The 17,090-nt window shown below is 62.9% G+C and carries 15 protein-coding genes and 1 riboswitch; of the genes, 10 read left to right on the top strand and 5 right to left on the bottom strand.

Features of this window, described 5'->3' with window-relative positions:
• The first annotated feature begins 7 nt into the window (after window positions 1-7).
• The 10 genes from FIU90_RS14835 to FIU90_RS14790 all read left to right on the top strand — a co-directional run bounded on the left by FIU90_RS14835 (window position 8) and on the right by FIU90_RS14790 (window position 12,503).
• Entirely contained in the window at window positions 8-1,006 is a 999-nt protein-coding gene (locus FIU90_RS14835) for a metalloregulator ArsR/SmtB family transcription factor (protein ID WP_152435483.1), read from the top strand.
• Complete coding sequence (gene metF, locus FIU90_RS14830; RefSeq protein ID WP_234029547.1) at window positions 1,003-1,944, top strand: methylenetetrahydrofolate reductase; 942 nt, start codon at window positions 1,003-1,005, stop codon at window positions 1,942-1,944. The genes FIU90_RS14835 and metF overlap by 4 nt, the downstream gene beginning before the upstream one ends.
• Window positions 1,941-2,987 (top strand): homocysteine S-methyltransferase family protein, encoded by a 1,047-nt coding sequence (locus tag FIU90_RS14825; protein ID WP_152435482.1) that lies wholly within the window; start codon window positions 1,941-1,943, stop codon window positions 2,985-2,987. Before metF ends, FIU90_RS14825 begins: the two co-directional genes overlap by 4 nt.
• Before the next feature lie 4 nt (window positions 2,988-2,991).
• On the top strand, window positions 2,992-5,610 hold the full coding sequence (gene metH, locus FIU90_RS14820; protein ID WP_152435481.1) for a methionine synthase: 2,619 nt from the start codon (window positions 2,992-2,994) through the stop codon (window positions 5,608-5,610).
• A 31-nt stretch (window positions 5,611-5,641) separates the two neighbouring features.
• A complete protein-coding gene (locus FIU90_RS14815; protein WP_172970294.1) occupies window positions 5,642-6,847 on the top strand; it encodes a serine hydrolase in 1,206 nt (401 codons plus the stop codon).
• Between the two features lie 100 nt (window positions 6,848-6,947).
• Window positions 6,948-7,043: riboswitch (glycine riboswitch) on the top strand.
• Between the two features lie 163 nt (window positions 7,044-7,206).
• Window positions 7,207-8,355, top strand: coding sequence for a glycine cleavage system aminomethyltransferase GcvT (gene gcvT, locus FIU90_RS14810; RefSeq protein ID WP_152435479.1), 1,149 nt, complete (start codon window positions 7,207-7,209; stop codon window positions 8,353-8,355).
• 4 nt (window positions 8,356-8,359) lie between these two features.
• On the top strand, window positions 8,360-8,731 hold the full coding sequence (gene gcvH / locus FIU90_RS14805; RefSeq protein WP_152435478.1) for a glycine cleavage system protein GcvH: 372 nt from the start codon (window positions 8,360-8,362) through the stop codon (window positions 8,729-8,731).
• Between the two features lie 86 nt (window positions 8,732-8,817).
• Window positions 8,818-10,179, top strand: coding sequence for an aminomethyl-transferring glycine dehydrogenase subunit GcvPA (gcvPA, locus tag FIU90_RS14800; protein WP_152435477.1), 1,362 nt, complete (start codon window positions 8,818-8,820; stop codon window positions 10,177-10,179).
• Complete coding sequence (gene gcvPB / locus FIU90_RS14795; protein ID WP_152435476.1) at window positions 10,176-11,768, top strand: aminomethyl-transferring glycine dehydrogenase subunit GcvPB; 1,593 nt, start codon at window positions 10,176-10,178, stop codon at window positions 11,766-11,768. The genes gcvPA and gcvPB overlap by 4 nt, the downstream gene beginning before the upstream one ends.
• A 9-nt stretch (window positions 11,769-11,777) precedes the next feature.
• A complete protein-coding gene (locus tag FIU90_RS14790) occupies window positions 11,778-12,503 on the top strand; it encodes a hypothetical protein (RefSeq protein ID WP_152435475.1) in 726 nt (241 codons plus the stop codon).
• Here the strand turns inward: FIU90_RS14790 and mmsB are convergent.
• The 5 genes from mmsB to FIU90_RS14765 are packed head-to-tail and all read right to left on the bottom strand — an operon-like array spanning window position 12,490 to window position 16,778.
• Window positions 12,490-13,398 carry a 3-hydroxyisobutyrate dehydrogenase gene (gene mmsB / locus FIU90_RS14785; RefSeq protein WP_255478601.1) on the bottom strand — a complete coding sequence of 303 codons (909 nt, stop codon included), beginning with the start codon at window positions 13,396-13,398 and terminating at the stop codon, window positions 12,490-12,492. The two genes, FIU90_RS14790 and mmsB, sit on opposite strands and share 14 nt — an antisense overlap.
• Window positions 13,383-14,177 carry an enoyl-CoA hydratase-related protein gene (locus FIU90_RS14780; protein ID WP_152435473.1) on the bottom strand — a complete coding sequence of 265 codons (795 nt, stop codon included), beginning with the start codon at window positions 14,175-14,177 and terminating at the stop codon, window positions 13,383-13,385. The genes mmsB and FIU90_RS14780 overlap by 16 nt, the downstream gene beginning before the upstream one ends.
• Window positions 14,174-15,241: an enoyl-CoA hydratase/isomerase family protein gene (locus FIU90_RS14775; protein ID WP_152435472.1), complete on the bottom strand. Its 1,068-nt coding sequence runs from the start codon at window positions 15,239-15,241 to the stop codon at window positions 14,174-14,176. Before FIU90_RS14775 ends, FIU90_RS14780 begins: the two co-directional genes overlap by 4 nt.
• Window positions 15,241-15,615, bottom strand: a complete 375-nt coding sequence (locus FIU90_RS14770; protein ID WP_152435471.1) for a VOC family protein — start codon at window positions 15,613-15,615, stop codon at window positions 15,241-15,243. The genes FIU90_RS14775 and FIU90_RS14770 overlap by 1 nt, the downstream gene beginning before the upstream one ends.
• Before the next feature lie 17 nt (window positions 15,616-15,632).
• Window positions 15,633-16,778 (bottom strand): acyl-CoA dehydrogenase family protein, encoded by a 1,146-nt coding sequence (locus tag FIU90_RS14765; protein WP_152435470.1) that lies wholly within the window; start codon window positions 16,776-16,778, stop codon window positions 15,633-15,635.
• Between the last annotated feature and the right edge of the window lie 312 nt (window positions 16,779-17,090).

The raw sequence follows: 17,090 nt of genomic DNA, 5'->3' as shown, positions 1-17,090 counted from the left end.
GCTGCGGATGACGGTCGATACGATCTTCAAGGCTCTTGCCGATCCTACCCGCCTGCGCATCGCGCGCTTGCTCGGCACTATGGAACTCGCCGTGGGCGAGCTTGCGCAGGTTCTGGGACAGAGCCAACCGCGCGTCTCGCGCCATGTCGGCATCCTGTGCGATGCCGGTTTGGCCGAACGGCGGCGCGAGGGAAGCTGGGTCTTCCTGCGCTCGACGAGCGGTGGAGAACATTCCGATGCAATTGTCGAGGCGCTCGATCGCCTGCTGGCCATAGCCGAGGCAGAGGACGTCGGCTTTGCCGAATGGTGCGAGGCTGACCGCCGCAAGCTCGCGGCCATTCGCGAGGCGCGCGAGCAATCGGCCGAAGGATACTTCGCCCAGCACGCCGCCGCGTGGGATGACCTGCGCGCCATGCACAGCCCCGATGCGAAGGTCGAGAGCGCACTGGCCGAAGCGCTTTCGGATGCGCCACTGGGCACCGTTCTCGATATCGGAACGGGGACGGGCCGCATGGCGGAGATATTCGCCGAAGATGCAGAGCGTGTTGTCGCGCTCGACAAAAACCTCGAAATGCTTCGTGTCGCCCGAGCCAAACTCCAGCACTTGCCGACCTCGCAGATCGAATTGGTGCAAGGCGACTTCACCGATTTGCCATTCCCGAGCGCCCATTTCGACACGGTCCTGCTTCATCAGGTGCTCCATTTTGCGCAGGACCCGGCGGTCCCCCTCGCCGAGGCTGCGCGCGTCACGCGCCCGGGCGGGAGGATTGCGATCGTCGACTTCGCCAGCCATGACCGCGAGGAATTGCGCTCGCGCCACCAGCACGCGCGGCTGGGATTCTCCGACCGGCAAATGCAGGCGCTGCTTCGCAGTGCCGGCTTCGCCGCGAAAGAGCCGATCGCGCTCGAAGGCGGCGAGCTTGTCGTGAAAATCTGGCTCGGAAAGCGCCGCGGCCTGCCCGCCAACCAGAATCTCTCCACCCCCGTCAAAGAGCGAACCGCATGACACGCCCAACCCCGATGGCCCTCGATCAGATGCAGGAAGCGAAGAAAGCGCTCGAAGCGCCTTTGTTTTCCGACCTGCCCGGCGACATTGACATCAGTTTCGAATTCTTTCCGCCCAAGACCGAAAAAATGGCCGAGACCCTTTGGGAAAGCGTTGCAACGCTTTCGCCGCTTGCCCCGCGTTTCGTGTCGGTCACCTATGGTGCGGGCGGTTCGACCCGCGAGCGTACCCACGAACAGGTCGTCCGCATTCAGAACGAAGCGAAGATTCCGGCGGCAGCGCATCTTACCTGCGTCAACGCGACGCGCGAAGAGGTGGACGAGGTGGCGCGGCATTACTGGGAAGAGGGCATTCGGCACATCGTCGCGCTGCGCGGCGATCCGCCTGACGGCGCGGCGCATTATACGCCGCATCCGGGCGGATACGAAAACGCGGCCGATCTCATTGCCGGGCTCAAGAAGGTTGCCGATTTCGAGATTTCGGTCGCCGCCTATCCGGAAGTACACCCGGATTCGCCGGACGCACAGGCCGACATCGAAAATCTCAAGGCCAAGTTCGACGCCGGGGCCGACCGGGCGATCACGCAGTTCTTCTTCGATCCGGAATGCTTCTTCCGCTTTCGGGACAAGGCAGCAGCGGCGGGGATCGAGGCGGAGATTGTGCCGGGCATCATGCCGGTAATGAGCTTTGCCGCAGTCCAGCGCATGTCGGGTCTCTGCGGCACCGCGATACCCGGCTGGATGGAGGGCCTCTTCGACGGGCTCGACGAACGTCCGGCCGCGCGCCAGCTCGTCTCCGCCACGATTGCCGCCGAACTGTGCCGCAAGCTTTACGCAGGCGGCGTGCGCGAATTTCACTTCTACACCCTCAATCGCGCCGAACTTTCCTACGCGATCTGTCACATGCTCGGGAAACGCCCGGTGGGAGATGCGGCATGAGTGCGCGCGAGAGATTGAATGCCGCTGCAAAAGAGCGTGTCCTGATCTTCGACGGCGCCTTCGGAACGCAAATCCAGGAGCGCAAGCTGTCCGAGGAGGACTATGCGGGCGATCTGGGTCTCAAGGCCGATCAGAAAGGCAATAACGATATCCTCGCGCTGACCCGGCCCGACGTTATCGAGGACATCACGCGCAGCTATCTCGATGCGGGGTCGGATGTCATTTCGACCAACACATTTTCGGCCAACCGTATCAGCCAGGCCGATTACGCTGCCGAAGATCAGGTCGCAGCGATCAATGTCGCCAGCGGCAAGATCGCCCGCGCGCTTGCGGACGAGTACGAGGCGAAGGATGGCAAGCCACGCTTCGTCGCAGGGGCAATCGGACCAACCAACAAGACGCTCTCACTCAGCCCCGATGTAGAAGACCCCGGCTTCCGCGAGGTCGATTTCGACGAACTTACCGACGTCTACAAGGAACAGGCAGCTGCCTTGATCGAGGGTGGCTGCGATTTCATTCTGATCGAAACGGTGTTCGACACCTTGAATGCGAAGGCCGGGATCATGGCTTGCAAGCAGCTCGAGAGCGAACTCGGGTGCGACATTCCGATCATGATCTCGATGACGCTCACCGACCTTTCGGGCCGCAACCTGTCCGGCCACACGGTCGAGGCGTTCTGGTATGCGGTGCGCCATGCCAAGCCCGCCACGATCGGGCTCAATTGCAGCTTCGGCGCGGACCAGCTTCGCCCGCACGTGCAGACGCTATCGGGCCTCGCCGATACGCTCTTGATGGCATACCCCAATGCCGGCCTTCCAAATGAACTGGGCGAGTATGACGAGCTACCCGTGACGACGGCTGCACTGGTCAAGCAGTGGGCCGAGAACGGACAGGCGAACATCCTTGGCGGTTGTTGCGGTTCGTCCCCGGCGCATATCGAGGCGATAGCGAAAGCTGTCGAAGGATTGCCGCCGAGAAAAGTCCCCTCGACCGATCCCGCAATGCGCTTGTCGGGCCTCGAAGCGTTCGTGGTGGCAGCCTGAGCCAATGAACAAGCAGCAAAGCACCGCGCGTTTCATCAATATCGGTGAACGCACCAATGTCACCGGCTCGGCCCGGTTCAAGAAGCTCATCATGGCGGACGATTACGCCGCCGCCGTCGAAGTCGCGCGCCAGCAGGTCGAAAACGGCGCGCAGGTGATCGACGTCAACATGGATGAAGGGCTGCTCGACGCGAAACACGCGATGACGACCTTCCTGAAACTGATCGCCGCCGAGCCCGATATCGCGCGCGTCCCGGTGATGATCGACAGTTCGAAATGGGAGGTGATCGAGGCCGGGCTCAAATGCGTGTCCGGCAAGCCGATCGTCAACTCGATCAGCATGAAGGAAGGCGAGGAGCCGTTTCTCGAGCAGGCGCGCAAATGCATGGCTTATGGCGCGGCAGTGGTCGTCATGGCGTTCGACGAGGTCGGGCAGGCCGACACGAAGGAGCGCAAGGTCGAGATCTGCAAGCGCGCCTATGATCTGCTCACCGGTATCGGTTTTCCGCCCGAAGATATCATCTTCGATCCCAATATCTTCGCGGTGGCAACGGGAATCGAGGAGCATGATCGCTACGCACTCGATTTCATCGAGGCGGTGCGCGAGATCAAGCAGCTGTGCCCTCACGCCAAGACCAGCGGCGGCCTTTCCAACCTTTCTTTCAGCTTCCGCGGCAACGAGACGGTGCGCCGCGCGATGCACTCGGTGTTTCTCTACCATGCGATCCCCGCCGGGCTCGACATGGCGATCGTCAACGCAGGGCAGCTCGACGTGTACGACACGATCGATCCGACACTGCGCGAGGCGTGCGAGGATGTGATCCTGATGCGCCGGCCCGATGCCACCGAAAGGCTGATCGAGCTGGCCGAGAGCTACAAGGGCAAGTCGAAACAGGATGAGAAGGCTGCCGCCGAATGGCGCGGCTGGCCTGTCGAAAAGCGGCTCGAACATGCTCTGGTCAAGGGGATCGACGCCCACATCGTCGAGGATACCGAGGAAGCGCGCGCCGCCATCGAAGCGCGCGAAGGGCGCCCGATCGAGGTGATCGAAGGCCCGCTGATGGACGGGATGAATGTCGTTGGCGACCTGTTCGGCAGCGGCAAGATGTTCCTGCCGCAGGTGGTCAAATCGGCGCGGGTGATGAAAAAGGCGGTCGCACACCTCATCCCCTTCATCGAGGCGGAGAAAGAGGAGGGCGCCAAAGCCAAGGGCACGATCATTATGGCGACCGTGAAGGGCGATGTGCACGATATCGGCAAGAACATCGTCGGCGTCGTGCTCCAGTGCAATGGTTACGAGGTGATCGACCTTGGCGTGATGGTGCCGTGGCAGGACATCCTGAAAGCCGCCAATGACAACAATGCCGACATGATCGGTCTTTCGGGCCTCATTACCCCGTCACTCGACGAAATGGTGACGGTGGCGGAGGAAATGCAGCGCGCGGGAATGAACTTGCCGCTTCTCATTGGCGGGGCTACCACCAGCAAGGTCCACACCGCGCTAAGGATTGATCCGAAGTACGAAGGGCCGGTCATCCACGTCCTAGACGCCAGCCGCGCGGTCGGTGTCGCCTCGAAGCTGCTTTCCGACACCCAGCGCGAAGATTTCGTTGCCGAAACCGCGGGCGAATATGAAAAGGTGCGGGCAGCGCGCGAGGGCAAGACCCCGAGCGTCTTGTTGAGCCTAGAAGACGCCCGTGCGAACTATTACGACGCCTACCTGTCCGACAAGCCGGCTCCGCCTTTGAAGCCCGGGGTTCATGTTTTCGATGACTGGGACCTTGCAGACCTGCGCGAATACATCGACTGGACTCCCTTCTTTCGCGCATGGGAGCTGCATGGCAACTTCCCCGGCATCCTGAAAGACGAGGTCGTGGGTGAGACAGCCCAGCAGCTCTTCGACGATGCCAATACGATGCTTGATCAGATCATCGCTGAGAAATGGCTGACAGCGCGCGGGGTCGCAGGTTTTTGGCCGTGTGCTCGCGACGGCGACGACGTGACTATCCACCGCGTCAACCGAGAAGAGCACGTAGTGCTCCCTTTCCTTCGCCAGCAGGTGAAGAAGAGCCGCGACCGGGCGAGTATGTGCCTTGCCGACTTCATCGATCCCAATGGTGACTGGATCGGGGGCTTTGCCGTCGGCATTCACGGGATCGAGCCGCATATCGCCCGATTCCAGGAGGACAAGGATGACTATTCCGACATCCTCCTGAAAGCGCTGGCGGACCGTTTTGCCGAGGCCTTTGCAGAAAGGCTGCACCAGCACACCCGTACCGATCTGTGGGGTTATGCGCCGGGCGAACAGCTTACCAACGAGGCCCTGATCAAGGAGCAATATCGCGGCATCCGCCCGGCTCCTGGCTATCCTGCGTGTCCCGATCATTCCTTAAAGCCGATCCTGTTCGACCTGCTCGAAGCGGAGAAGAACGCCGGGTTGACGCTGACCGAAAGCTTCGCGATGTGGCCGACAGCGGCGGTGTCGGGCTTCTATTTCGGCCATCCGGAAAGCCAGTATTTCGGCGTGGCGCGCATCGGCCGCGACCAGCTGGAAGACTATGCGAGGCGCCGCGGCGTCGATATCGCGACCGCCGAACGCTGGCTGCGACCGAATCTGGATTGATCGCGAAGGGCTTAGCGGCAATGTTGACGGCATGAAGTCTCGCCTGATCGCCGCCGTCCTCGCGCTCACCATGCCCACCGCAGGTTGCGCCACCATGCCCGAAGCCGAGCATAATGTGCTGCCCGCTACGGTCGTGGTTGCTTTCGACATCGAGCGCGTAACCCCTCTGATCGTCGAGGGGGTGGCTGACCGCGAAACCGGGCGGCTTGTCAAAGCAAACGATCCGGTGCGGATCGCGAGCATTTCCAAGATGATCATGGCGCTCGCGACGCTGCGGCTCGTCGACGAAGGCACGGTCGATCTCAACGCCGACATATCGGACTATCTCGGCTGGCAGGTCCGATCTCCGAACTTTCCCGATGTCAAGGTGACGCTCGCGCAATTGCTGTCGCACCGCTCGGGTCTGCGAGATGGCGCCGGCTATGTCATTCCGCTCGGAGAGAGCCTCGAGGCGAAACTCGCCGACCCCGAAGCCTGGTACCCCGATGCGCCTCCGGGCGAGGCCCCGTTCGAATACGCCAATCTGGGTTCGCCCGTGGTGGCGACCGTGCTCGAAGCGGCCACCGGCGAACGCTACGACCGCTTGCTCGAGCGCACTGTGTTTGCACCACTTGGCATAAAAGCCTGCGTAAACTGGATCGGCTGCGACGCCGATATGGTTGCCCGCGCGGTCACCCTCTATCGCGGCACCGGCGAGGTTGCGCGCGACGATGCCGCCGACCTGCCGCCCAATTGCACGATCCCGGTGGCGGAGGGCGTCGAGTGCAGTCTCGACGATTATGTACCGGGGACCAATGCCTCGATTTTCTCGCCGCAGGGCGGCGTGCGGATCGGGATGATGGATTTGGCGAAGATCGGGCAAGCTTTGCTGGATGAGCCGCGCTTCGTCGAGACCAAGGCGCTTGACCGTTCACAATTGCGGCAACTGTGGAGGAGACACGAGGGCCAGGAGTTTTTTTGCCACTATGCTTTGGGCTTCCATGTGATTGGCCTCGCCGTAGAAAACTGCCGCGACCGGCTCTTTGAGGAAGGCCCCCCTCGCATAGGCCATGCGGGCGAAGCTTATGGCCTGAGGTCAGGCCTCTGGTTCAATGACACGACCGGTATCGGCATCGCCTATTTCACCACCGCCGTCCCGTCCCGTCAGTCAGCCGAGGACGAGGGCGGCTTCGACCCGCGTGAAATAGCATCGATGAAGCGCGCCCAAGCGCTTCTCGCGCAGCAATCTGGCGACTGAGCGCAAGCATATTTCGCGTTTTGCCGATTATTTGATTTGGGCGATTGACGGGGCCTTTCGCATCCGCAAAACGAGTTTCGCCTGCCGGGACTCGATTCCGGCGTCTCTCGCGGGAGAGACCGGGCCTCGAAAGAGGGCTGGCGCCGAAGGAGCAACCGCCCCGGAAACTCTCAGGCAAACGGACCGCGATTGGATTGGGCACTCTGGAAAGCGTGCGTGGGTTTTCGCCCCCGCACCACCGAAGGGGAGGTTGCGGGTCCTCAAAAACCCGCAGCTGAAGCTCTCAGGTATCCCGACAGAGGGGGCAGGAATGGCGCACCATCTCGGCGCGCTTCAATGCCTGTTCGGGAACCGAGACTTTGAGCGACGAGACACCTGAAGACGAAATCCCGCTGGCCAAGCTGCCGCTTGATGGCTGGCACCGCGCGCAGGGTGCGCGCATGGTCCCGTTTGCGGGCTACGAGATGCCGATCCAGTATGACGGCATCGTCGCTGAGCACAACTGGACCCGCGAGAGTGCGAGCCTGTTCGACGTCTCCCACATGGGACAGCTTGCGCTGAAGGGGCCGGAAGGCAAACCCGAGGCTGCCGCGCACGAGCTCGAAAAGCTGCTTCCCGGCGCGATCTCGAACCTGAAACCCGGCAAGATGCGCTATTCGCTGCTGCTCACCGAGGCGGGCGGGGTGATCGACGATCTGATGGTCACCAATACCGGGCCGCATCTCGCGCTGGTCGTGAACTGCGCGTGCAAGTGGGACGATATCGCCCATCTGCGCGAGCACCTGCCCGACGAGATCACGCTCACCCATTTCGACGATTTCGCGCTGCTCGCGCTGCAAGGTCCGAAGGCGGGCGAGGTGCTGGAAAGCATAATACCCGGCACGGGCGAGCTCACCTTCATGACCGCCGGGCTGTTCGAGTGGGACGAGGCGTATGTCTGGGTGAGCCGCGCGGGTTATACCGGCGAGGACGGGTTCGAGATCTCGATTCATGAAGGCCGCGCCGAAGACCTTGCCAACGCCCTCATCGCCGACGAGCGTGTGAAGCCTGCGGGGCTCGGTGCGCGCGACAGCCTGCGGCTGGAGGCGGGCCTGCCGCTCTATGGCCACGATCTCGACCGGAATGTCGATCCGGTGACCGCCGATCTCGCTTTCGCGCTTTCGAAAAAGCGCCGGAGCGAGGGCGGCTATGCCGGGCACAAGGCCGTGGCGGCGCGGCTCGCGGAGGCCGAGGCAGGCACGCTTGCGAAGAAGCGCGTCGGGTTGCTGCTCGATGGCCGGATGCCCGCGCGCGAAGGCGCCCCGGTATTCGCAGGCGACCAAAAGGTCGGAACCGTCACCAGCGGCGGGTTTTCGCCCACGCTCGGACGCCCGATCGCGATGGCCTATGTCGATGCGCTCCACGCCGCCGAGGGCACCGCGCTCGAATGCGAGGTGCGCGGCAAGCGCCTGCCCGCAAATGTTTCACCCATGCCGTTTGTCCCCCACCGCTATTACCGAGGGAGCTGAATAGATGCCGCGTTACTTCACCGATGAACACGAATGGATCGATGTCGAGGGCGACAGCGCCACGGTCGGCATTACCGACTATGCGCAGGAGCAGCTCGGCGACATCGTCTTCGTCGAACTGCCGAGCGTCGGCACGATTCTCGACAAGGGCGGCGATGCTGCGGTGGTCGAAAGCGTGAAGGCGGCAAGCGACGTCTACGCCCCGATCAGCGGCGAAGTGACCGAGGTCAATTCCGCGCTCGAAGACGATCCCGCGCTCGTCAATTCATCGCCGGAAGAGGACGGCTGGTTCTTCCGCATGACCGTGGCCGACAAGTCCGAGCTCGAAGGGCTGATGGACGACAAGGGCTACAAGGCCTTCGTGGACAGCCTTTGATTTCATCCCGGCTTAATTGCCGGACGTAGCTGCCGGAGCAGCAATCGGCCCGTCAGTCGAGAAAGCGGGCCCAGGAGTGACAATAGATGCGTTACCTGCCTCTCACCGACACCGACCGGAGCGACATGCTCGCGACAATCGGCGCGTCTTCGATCGACGACCTGTTCGTCGACGTACCCGAGGAAGCGCGGCTCGACGGGCCGATCCGCGGACTGCCGATGCACGCCAGCGAAATGGCGGTCGAAAAGCATATGCGCAGGCTCGCCAGCAAGAACCTCGCCGCCGCCGATGCGCCGTTCTTTCTTGGCGCGGGCGCCTATCGCCACCACGTGCCCGCGAGCGTCGATCACATCATCCAGCGAGGCGAATTCCTCACCGCCTACACGCCCTACCAGCCCGAAATCGCGCAGGGCACGCTGCAGATGCTGTTCGAATTCCAGACGCAGGTTGCGCGGCTCTATGGCTGCGCGGTCGCCAATGCCTCGCTCTACGACGGATCGACCGCGTGCTGGGAGGCGGTGGCGATGGCGAGCCGCATCACCCGCCGCGACCGCGTGGTGCTCTCGGGCGCGCTTCACCCGCATTATGCCGAGGTCGTGCGGACCATGGCGAAATTCACCGATGACGAGATCGCCGGAGCTCAGCCCGCGATCCAGCCGGCCCCCGATAACGCAGGGCTGATCTCCCGCATCGACGAAGAAACGAGCTGTGTCGTGGTGCAGTATCCCGACATTCTCGGACGCATCACCGACCTTTCGCCCATCGCCGAAGCAGCGCACGAAAAGGGCGCGCTGCTCGTCGTCGTCAACACCGAGCCGGTGGCACTTGGCGCGATCAAGTCCCCGGGCGAGCAGGGCGCGGATATCGTCGTGGGCGAGGGCCAGGCGCTGGGCGTGGGCCTGCAATTCGGCGGTCCGTATCTCGGCCTTTTCGCCGTGCGCGATCCCAAGCATGTCCGCCAGATGCCCGGCAGGCTTTGCGGCGAGACCAAAGATGCCGAAGGCAAGCGCGGCTTCGTGCTCACGCTTTCCACCCGCGAGCAGCATATTCGGCGGGAGAAGGCGACGTCGAACATCTGTACCAATTCAGGCCTCTGCGCGCTCGCCTTCAATGTTCACATGACGCTGCTCGGGGAAACGGGCCTGCGCAGGCTCGCCGCCGAGAACCATCGCCTTGCCTGCCACGCCGCAGACCGGCTGGCCAAGGTACCGGGTGTGTCGATCCTCAACGACAATTACTTCAACGAATTCACACTGATGGTCGGGCAGGATGCGCGCGCTGTCGTGCACAAGCTCGCGGCCAAGGGTGTGCTGGGAGGCGTGTCGCTCGGGCGGCTCTATCCGGGCGTCGACCGGCTTTCCGAAGGCCTGCTGGTCGCGGTCACCGAGACGACCACCGAAGAGGATATCGAAGCCCTTGCGAGTGCTCTTGAGGAGGTGCTGTCATGAACGCCCCTAACGCATCCGGCTGGAAGCCCGAAATGACCCCGGCGAACGAGGACGGCCTGCATAATGGCCCCGCCACCGTGACCGGCAACCGCGCTCTGATGCTCGAAGAGCCGCTGCTGTTCGAAATCGGGCGCGCGGATGTGACCGGCGTCGACCTGCCCGAACCTGCCGCTGACGCGCCCAACCGTCTTGGCGGGCTCGACCGCGCCGAGCCGATCGGGCTTCCCGGCCTCACCGAGCCTGAAACGGTGCGCCATTACACGCGCCTCAGCCGCCAGAATTACGGGATCGACCTCGGCTTCTTCCCGCTCGGCAGCTGCACGATGAAGCACAATCCGCGCCTCAACGAGAAAGTGGCGCGGCTCCCGGGCTTCGCCGATGTCCACCCGCTGCAACCGCGCGAGACCGTGCAGGGCGCATTCGAGGTGATCGACGAGCTGGCGCACTGGCTGATCGAACTCACCGGCATGCACTCGGTCGCGATGAGCCCCAAGGCGGGCGCGCATGGCGAGCTGTGCGGCATCCTGTGCATCCGCGCGGCACTGGAAGCGCGCGGCGATGCGCGCGAGGTGGTGCTCGTGCCCGACAGCGCGCACGGCACCAATCCGGCCACCGCCGCATTTGCCGGCTACCGGGTTGAGAATATCCCGACCACCGATGAGGGCCGCGTCGATCTCGAGGCGCTGAAGGAGCGGCTGGGGCCGGACGTTGCCGGGGTGATGATCACCAACCCCAACACCTGCGGCCTGTTCGAGCGCGACATGAAGAAGATTTCCGATGCGGTGCACGCAGCAGGGGGCTTCGTCTATTGCGACGGGGCGAATTTCAACGCGATCGTCGGCAAGGTGCGCCCGGGCGATCTCGGCGTCGATGCCATGCATATTAACCTGCACAAGACCTTCTCCACCCCGCATGGCGGCGGTGGGCCAGGCTCCGGCCCGGTCGTGCTGTCCGAGGCGCTCGCTCCGTTCATGCCGCTGCCCTATACCATTCGCACCAATGACGGGATCGTGCATCTCGTCGAAGAAGAGGATGCCGAGCAATTCTCGCAGGACCATTTCGGCGGCGCGATGCAAAACTTCGGCCGCATGACCGCATTTCACGGGCAGATGGGCATGTTCACGCGCGCGCTGACATACATCCTCAGCCATGGGGCGGACGGCCTCAAGCAGGTCGCCGAGGATGCGGTGCTCAACGCCAATTACATCCTGCGCAGCATGGAAGACCTCCTCCACACGCCCTTTGCGGCGAGCGGCCCGTGCATGCACGAGGCGCTGTTTGGCGACAAGGATTTCGGCGGCGATCTCTCGACGCTCGACCTGGCCAAATCGTTGATCGACGAGGGGTATCACCCGATGACGGTGTACTTCCCGCTCGTGCTTCACGGTGCAATGCTGGTTGAACCGACCGAAACCGAGAGCAAGGCGGCGCTCGATCAGTTCATTGCCGCGTTCCGTTCGCTCGCCGAGCGCGCCAATGCGGGCGACGAGACGATGAAGCAGGCTCCCTATTACGCGCCGCGTCGCCGTCTCGACGAAACGGCGGCTGCGCGCAAGCCGAAGCTCAGCTGGACCGGGCTGGACGAGTAACCGCAACGCGTGAGGATCGTCTTCAGCCGCAAGGGGTTCGACAGCAGCGCAGGGGGCGGGCCGTCGCCGATCGTCGATGGCCGTCCGCTGAGCCTGCCGATCCCTGCTGGTGCGGCCTCGCGCACGTCCTATGGCGATCTGGGGCTGGGCGAGCATGCGGCGAAGGCGAGCCGAGGGAAGCTCGGCGCGGACGATCTATGCCACCACGACCCGATGTTTCTTGGCGATGGTAAGTGCGTCTTCGGACAATGCGGCGCAGCGCAGACGCATCTTGAGCGGCAGGGCGTCGGCATTGGTGACGTGTTTGTCTTCTTTGGACTGTTCGCCGACGAGGAAACGCGCGAGCCGCATCACCGCATCTTCGGATATCTCCGCGTCGAGGAGACGATCGCGCTCAAAGAAGGCGTGCCTGTAGATCTGCTCGACATGGCGCATCCCCATGCCCTCGCACTGCATCATCGCAACGACATGATCTGGCGAGGCGAAGGCAGGCAGGCAATTCGCGCGAGTGACACACTGCGCCTATCGGTCCTCGAAGGTCCGCCAAGCTTATGGCAACGTCCCCGGTGGCTGAAGCGCGGCGGACTGTCCTATCACGACCGCGCTGACCGATGGCTGCACGGGGGACGGCTTAGGAGCGTTGCGCGGGGGCAGGAATTCGTTGCCGATATCGGGCGCAGGAAAGCCCCGCGCGAATGGCTCAAGCGCGTGATCGACGAGATCAATAGGTCTTGATGATCGCCGAGAAATCGAGCGCTTCGTTGCCTGCGCCCGCAAAGTCCTCGTAGAGTGCAGCCGCGCGCGAGCCCATCGGCACCGCCGCATTGGCGCTGTCCGCGGCCTCCATCGCAAGACGCAGATCTTTGAGCATCAAGCCGGTCGCGAAACCGCCCTTGTAATCATTGTCCGCAGGGCTTTCGACGCCCACGCCGGGGAGCGGTGTGTAAGCGTTGAGCGACCAGTTATAGCCCGAACTCTGCGAGCTGATCTCGTAGAACTTTTGCGGGTCGAGGCCGAGCTTCTCGGCCATCATCATTGCTTCGGCGGTCCCGATCATGTGGATCGCGAGCAGCATGTTGTTGCAGATCTTCGCGGTTTGGCCCGCGCCTGCTTCGCCCGCATGGATCACCGCCTTGCCCATCGCCTCGAGCACCGGCTTGGCGCGTTCGAAAGCCGCCTCGGTCCCGCCGACCATGAAGGTGAGCGTACCGCCATTGGCCGCAGCGATCCCGCCCGAGACCGGCGCATCGACCATGTCGTAGCCCGCCTCGTTGGCAGCCGAGATCACTTCACGCGCGGTCGCAACGTCGATGGTCGAGCAATCGAGAAAAACCGCACCCTTGGGCGCCTTGCCGATCACAGCATCGGTGTAGACGCCCTTGACGATCTGGCCGTTGGGCAGCATCGAGACCACGGCTTCAGCGTCTGCCACCGCCTCTTCGATCGAGCTGAACGGGGTGCACCCTGCTTCAGCCGCCGCCTCTAGCGCCGGCTGGCTGAGGTCGAAAGCGCGCACATCGTGCCCCGCCTTCACAAGGTTCGCGGCCATCCCGCCGCCCATATTGCCGAGGCCGATGAATGCGATTTTCATGTCTTTCTCCCGTCGAAAGGCCGTTACCGCCCCTTCCAGTTGCCCTCGCGCTTTTCGATGAAGGCCGCCATGCCTTCGGCCTTGTCCTCGCTCGCGGTGAGGATCTGGAAGATGCGGCGCTCCACGATCAGGCCCTGGTCGAGCGTCATCTCGAAGGCACTGTTGACCATTTCCTTGTTCGCGATGGTCGCCATCGGCGGCATTGCAGCGATGGTCGCGGCGGTCTTGAGGACTTCGGTGATGAGGTCCGCCTGCGGTACGACGCGCACGATGAGGTTCGCGCGTTCGGCTTCCTCGGCGCCCATCATCCGGCCGGTGAGGCACATCTCCATCGACTTCGACTTGCCGATTGCGCGGGTGAGGCGCTGCGAACCGCCCATGCCCGGCGCGACGCCGAGCTTGATCTCGGGCTGGCCGAACTTCGCATTGTCGCTTGCGATAATAAAGTCCGCCATCATCGCGAGCTCACACCCGCCGCCGAGCGCAAAGCCGTTCACGGCTGCGATCCACGGCTTGCGCGTTTTTTTGACGATCTCGGAAGTCCACGGCGCGAAGAAATCGTCGAGGTAGAAATCTGCCGCGGCCTTCTCGCTCATCTCCTTGATGTCCGCGCCCGCGGCGAAAGCCTTGTCGCCCGAGCCGGTGAGCACCGCGCACAGCTGGCTGTCATCGGCCTGATAGTCGGCGAATGCGTCGATCAGCTCCTCGAGCACCTTGGAGTTGAGCGCGTTCAGCGCCTTGGGGCGATTGAGCGTCATCAGAGTAACGCCTTTGGTACCCCGCGCGTCCTTTTCGACAGTGATGGTCTCGTAGCTCATAGGGGTTTCCATTCTTCTTCTTCGGGCAAAGGGGCGAAGATCTGGTCCAGCAGTTCCTCGGTCACGCCTTCAGGTGTTGCCGGGTCCCACTTGGGATCGCCCGTTTTGTCCACGATCACCGCGCGCACACCCTCGGCAAAGTCCGGGCGGGTTAGCACACGGCTGGCGATGCGGTACTCCATCCTCATATTGTCGGCAAAATCGGTAAGCCTGGCGCTTTCGGCCAGCTGACGAAGCGCGACCTTGCAGGTCTGCGGGCTCTTGGTGCCTAGCGTATCGCGCTCTTTCGCGGCCCAATCGTCGCCCTCTTCCGCCGCCGCTTCAAGACTTTCGAGTATGTCTTCGTACCGATCGCTTGCGAAGTGCTTTGCAATCTTCAACGCATTCTCCTCGATCCGCGCCTTGGGCGGGGTGCCGACCGGTTCGGAGAGGATGCCAGCGATCCGGCCAGGGCGTTCGATGATGCGCGCCTTGATATCTTCGAGCATTTCGCTCGGCACGTAATGGGTCGCGAGGCCGGTCCAGAGTGCTTCCGCCCCGTCGAGCCGCGCGCCTGTCAGCGCGAGGAACTGGCCGAGCCTCCCGCCGAGGCGCGAAAGATACCAGCCGCCACCGACATCGGGAAACAGGCCGATCCCTGTTTCAGGCATGGCGAAACGGGTGTTCTCGGTCGCGACGCGGAACTTGGCCGGCTGTGAAATGCCCACGCCACCGCCCATCGTGATCCCGTCCATGAAGGCGACCACTGGCTTGGGATAGGTGAATAGCTGGTGGTTTAGCTGGTATTCGTCGTGAAAGAACTTGCGACCCGAAACGCCGCCATCGTTAAGCGCCGAATTGCGCAGGAAAGCGATGTCGCCGCCAGCGCAGAAGCCGCGGCCATCGTGGTGGTCGATAATGATCGCCTCGACCTCGTCATCCTCTGACCACACGGTGAGCGCATTGCTCATCGCATGGCACATGTCGAGCGTGAGCGCGTGCAGCGCCTTGGGGCGATTAAGCGATATATGGCCGACGCGGCCGTTCTTTCGGGTGAGTACGTCTTGTGTCGAAGGGTCGGTCATCAGGCCGCTTTCAATGGTTCTATGAGATCCCAGCGATTGCCAAACGGATCGCTGAACACTGCAACAGTGCCATAGGGTTCGTGGCGCGGGTCTTCGTGGAATGTCACGCCCGCTGCCACAAACCGGTGGTGGCATTCGGTGAAATTTTCGGTTTCGAGGAAGAAAGCAATGCGACCGCCGGTCTGGTTGCCTATGGCGGACCGCTGAGCATCATCTGCCGCCTTGGCAAGCAGCAGTCGGCCTCCGCCCCGTGCTTCGACGACAAGCCAGCGCTTCCCATCACCCATGTCGGTATCCTCGACCAGATCGAAGCCCAGTGCGTCGATATAGAACGCACGCGCAGCGTCGTAGTCGGGTACCACCAGCGTGGTCATGGCCAGGCGCGTCCGGATCACTGCCTCAACAGGTCCCGGCCCACGACCAAGCGCATGATCTGATTGGTGCCTTCGAGGATCGAGTGGACGCGCAGGTCGCGCCAGAAACGCTCGATCGGGTAATCCTGCAGGTAGCCATAGCCGCCGTGAAGCTGGAGCGCCCTGTCGACCACCGACGATCCGTTATCGGTGGCCAGCCGTTTCGCCATCGCCGAAAAACGCGTCTTGTCGGGAGCGTTTTCCGTCACCTTGGCGGCGGCGAGATAGAGCAGCGCGCGCGCCGCTTCCAGATCGGTCGCCATGTCGGCGAGGGTGAACTGGGTGTTCTGAAACTCGGCCACGGGCTTACCAAACTGGGTGCGCTCTTTGGTGTAGCGGATCGCCTCGTCGAGACAGCGCTGCGCCCCTCCGAGCGAGCACGCGCCAATGTTCAGGCGGCCACCATCGAGTCCCATCATCGCGATGCGGAAACCTTCGCCTTCGCCGCCGACGACGTTCTCGACCGGTACGCGCACATCTTCGAGGATAAGCTGCGCGGTCGGCTGCGAATGCCAGCCGAGCTTCTTCTCGTTGGCGCCGAAGCTGACGCCATCCATGTCTTTTTCAATCACCATGCAGGTGATGCCCTTCGGCCCGTCCTCGCCGGTGCGCACCATCGCGACATAAACCTCGTTCGAACCCGCGCCCGAGATGAACTGCTTGGTGCCGTTGAGCACGTAATGGTTGCCGTCCTTGCGGGCGGTGGTCTTGAGCGCGGCGGCATCCGAACCGCTGGAGGGTTCGGTAAGGCAGTAACTCGCGATCTTGTCCATGCCGACAAGGTCGGGAAGGTACTTGTCCTTCACCGTCTGCGAGCCGAAGCGGTCGATCATCCATGCGGCCATGTTGTGGATCGAGATGAAGGCACTGGTCGAAGGGCAGCCATAGGCCATCGCTTCCATGATGAGCGCGGCTTCGAGCCGTCCGAGGCCGATACCGCCCGACTCCTCCGACACGTAGATCGCGCCGAAGCCAAGCTCGGCGCTCTGCTTGATCGTGTCGATCGGGAAAATGTGTTTCTCGTCCCATTCGGCAGCGTGCGGAGTGATGTTGTCGGCTGTGAAGCGCTGCGCCATTTCCTGGATCGCGAGCTGGTCGTCGGTGAGTGCAAATTGTCCGGTCATGACGCGGGCATTAGCCCCTCGCGCGGGGCTTTGGAAGGCTCTGAAACGCCAGGCGGCGTGGACCAATTCTGTACGGATCACGGTTGGAGGCAAAATCCGCATCTCACAAGGCGCGGACGCGCAGGAAGTGCGGCGCACTTTCAAGCGTTCGCAACGCCGTGAGGGTGGATTTTGGTCCAATCCCTTCGGGACAAGTCGGGAAAGCCCCATTTCCACGTCGTTCGTCCTTGAATATGCCAAGCATGTCCTTCGTCCTCACTCCTCGAAATGGAACTTTCCCGACTTGCCGTGACCGAACAGAATTGGTCCACG

The sequence above is a fragment of the Erythrobacter sp. THAF29 genome (assembly GCF_009363635.1).
Lineage (GTDB): Bacteria > Pseudomonadota > Alphaproteobacteria > Sphingomonadales > Sphingomonadaceae > Erythrobacter.
Note: the sequence above shows the minus strand (reverse complement) of the source record. Positions and strands in the feature narration are given on the sequence as shown.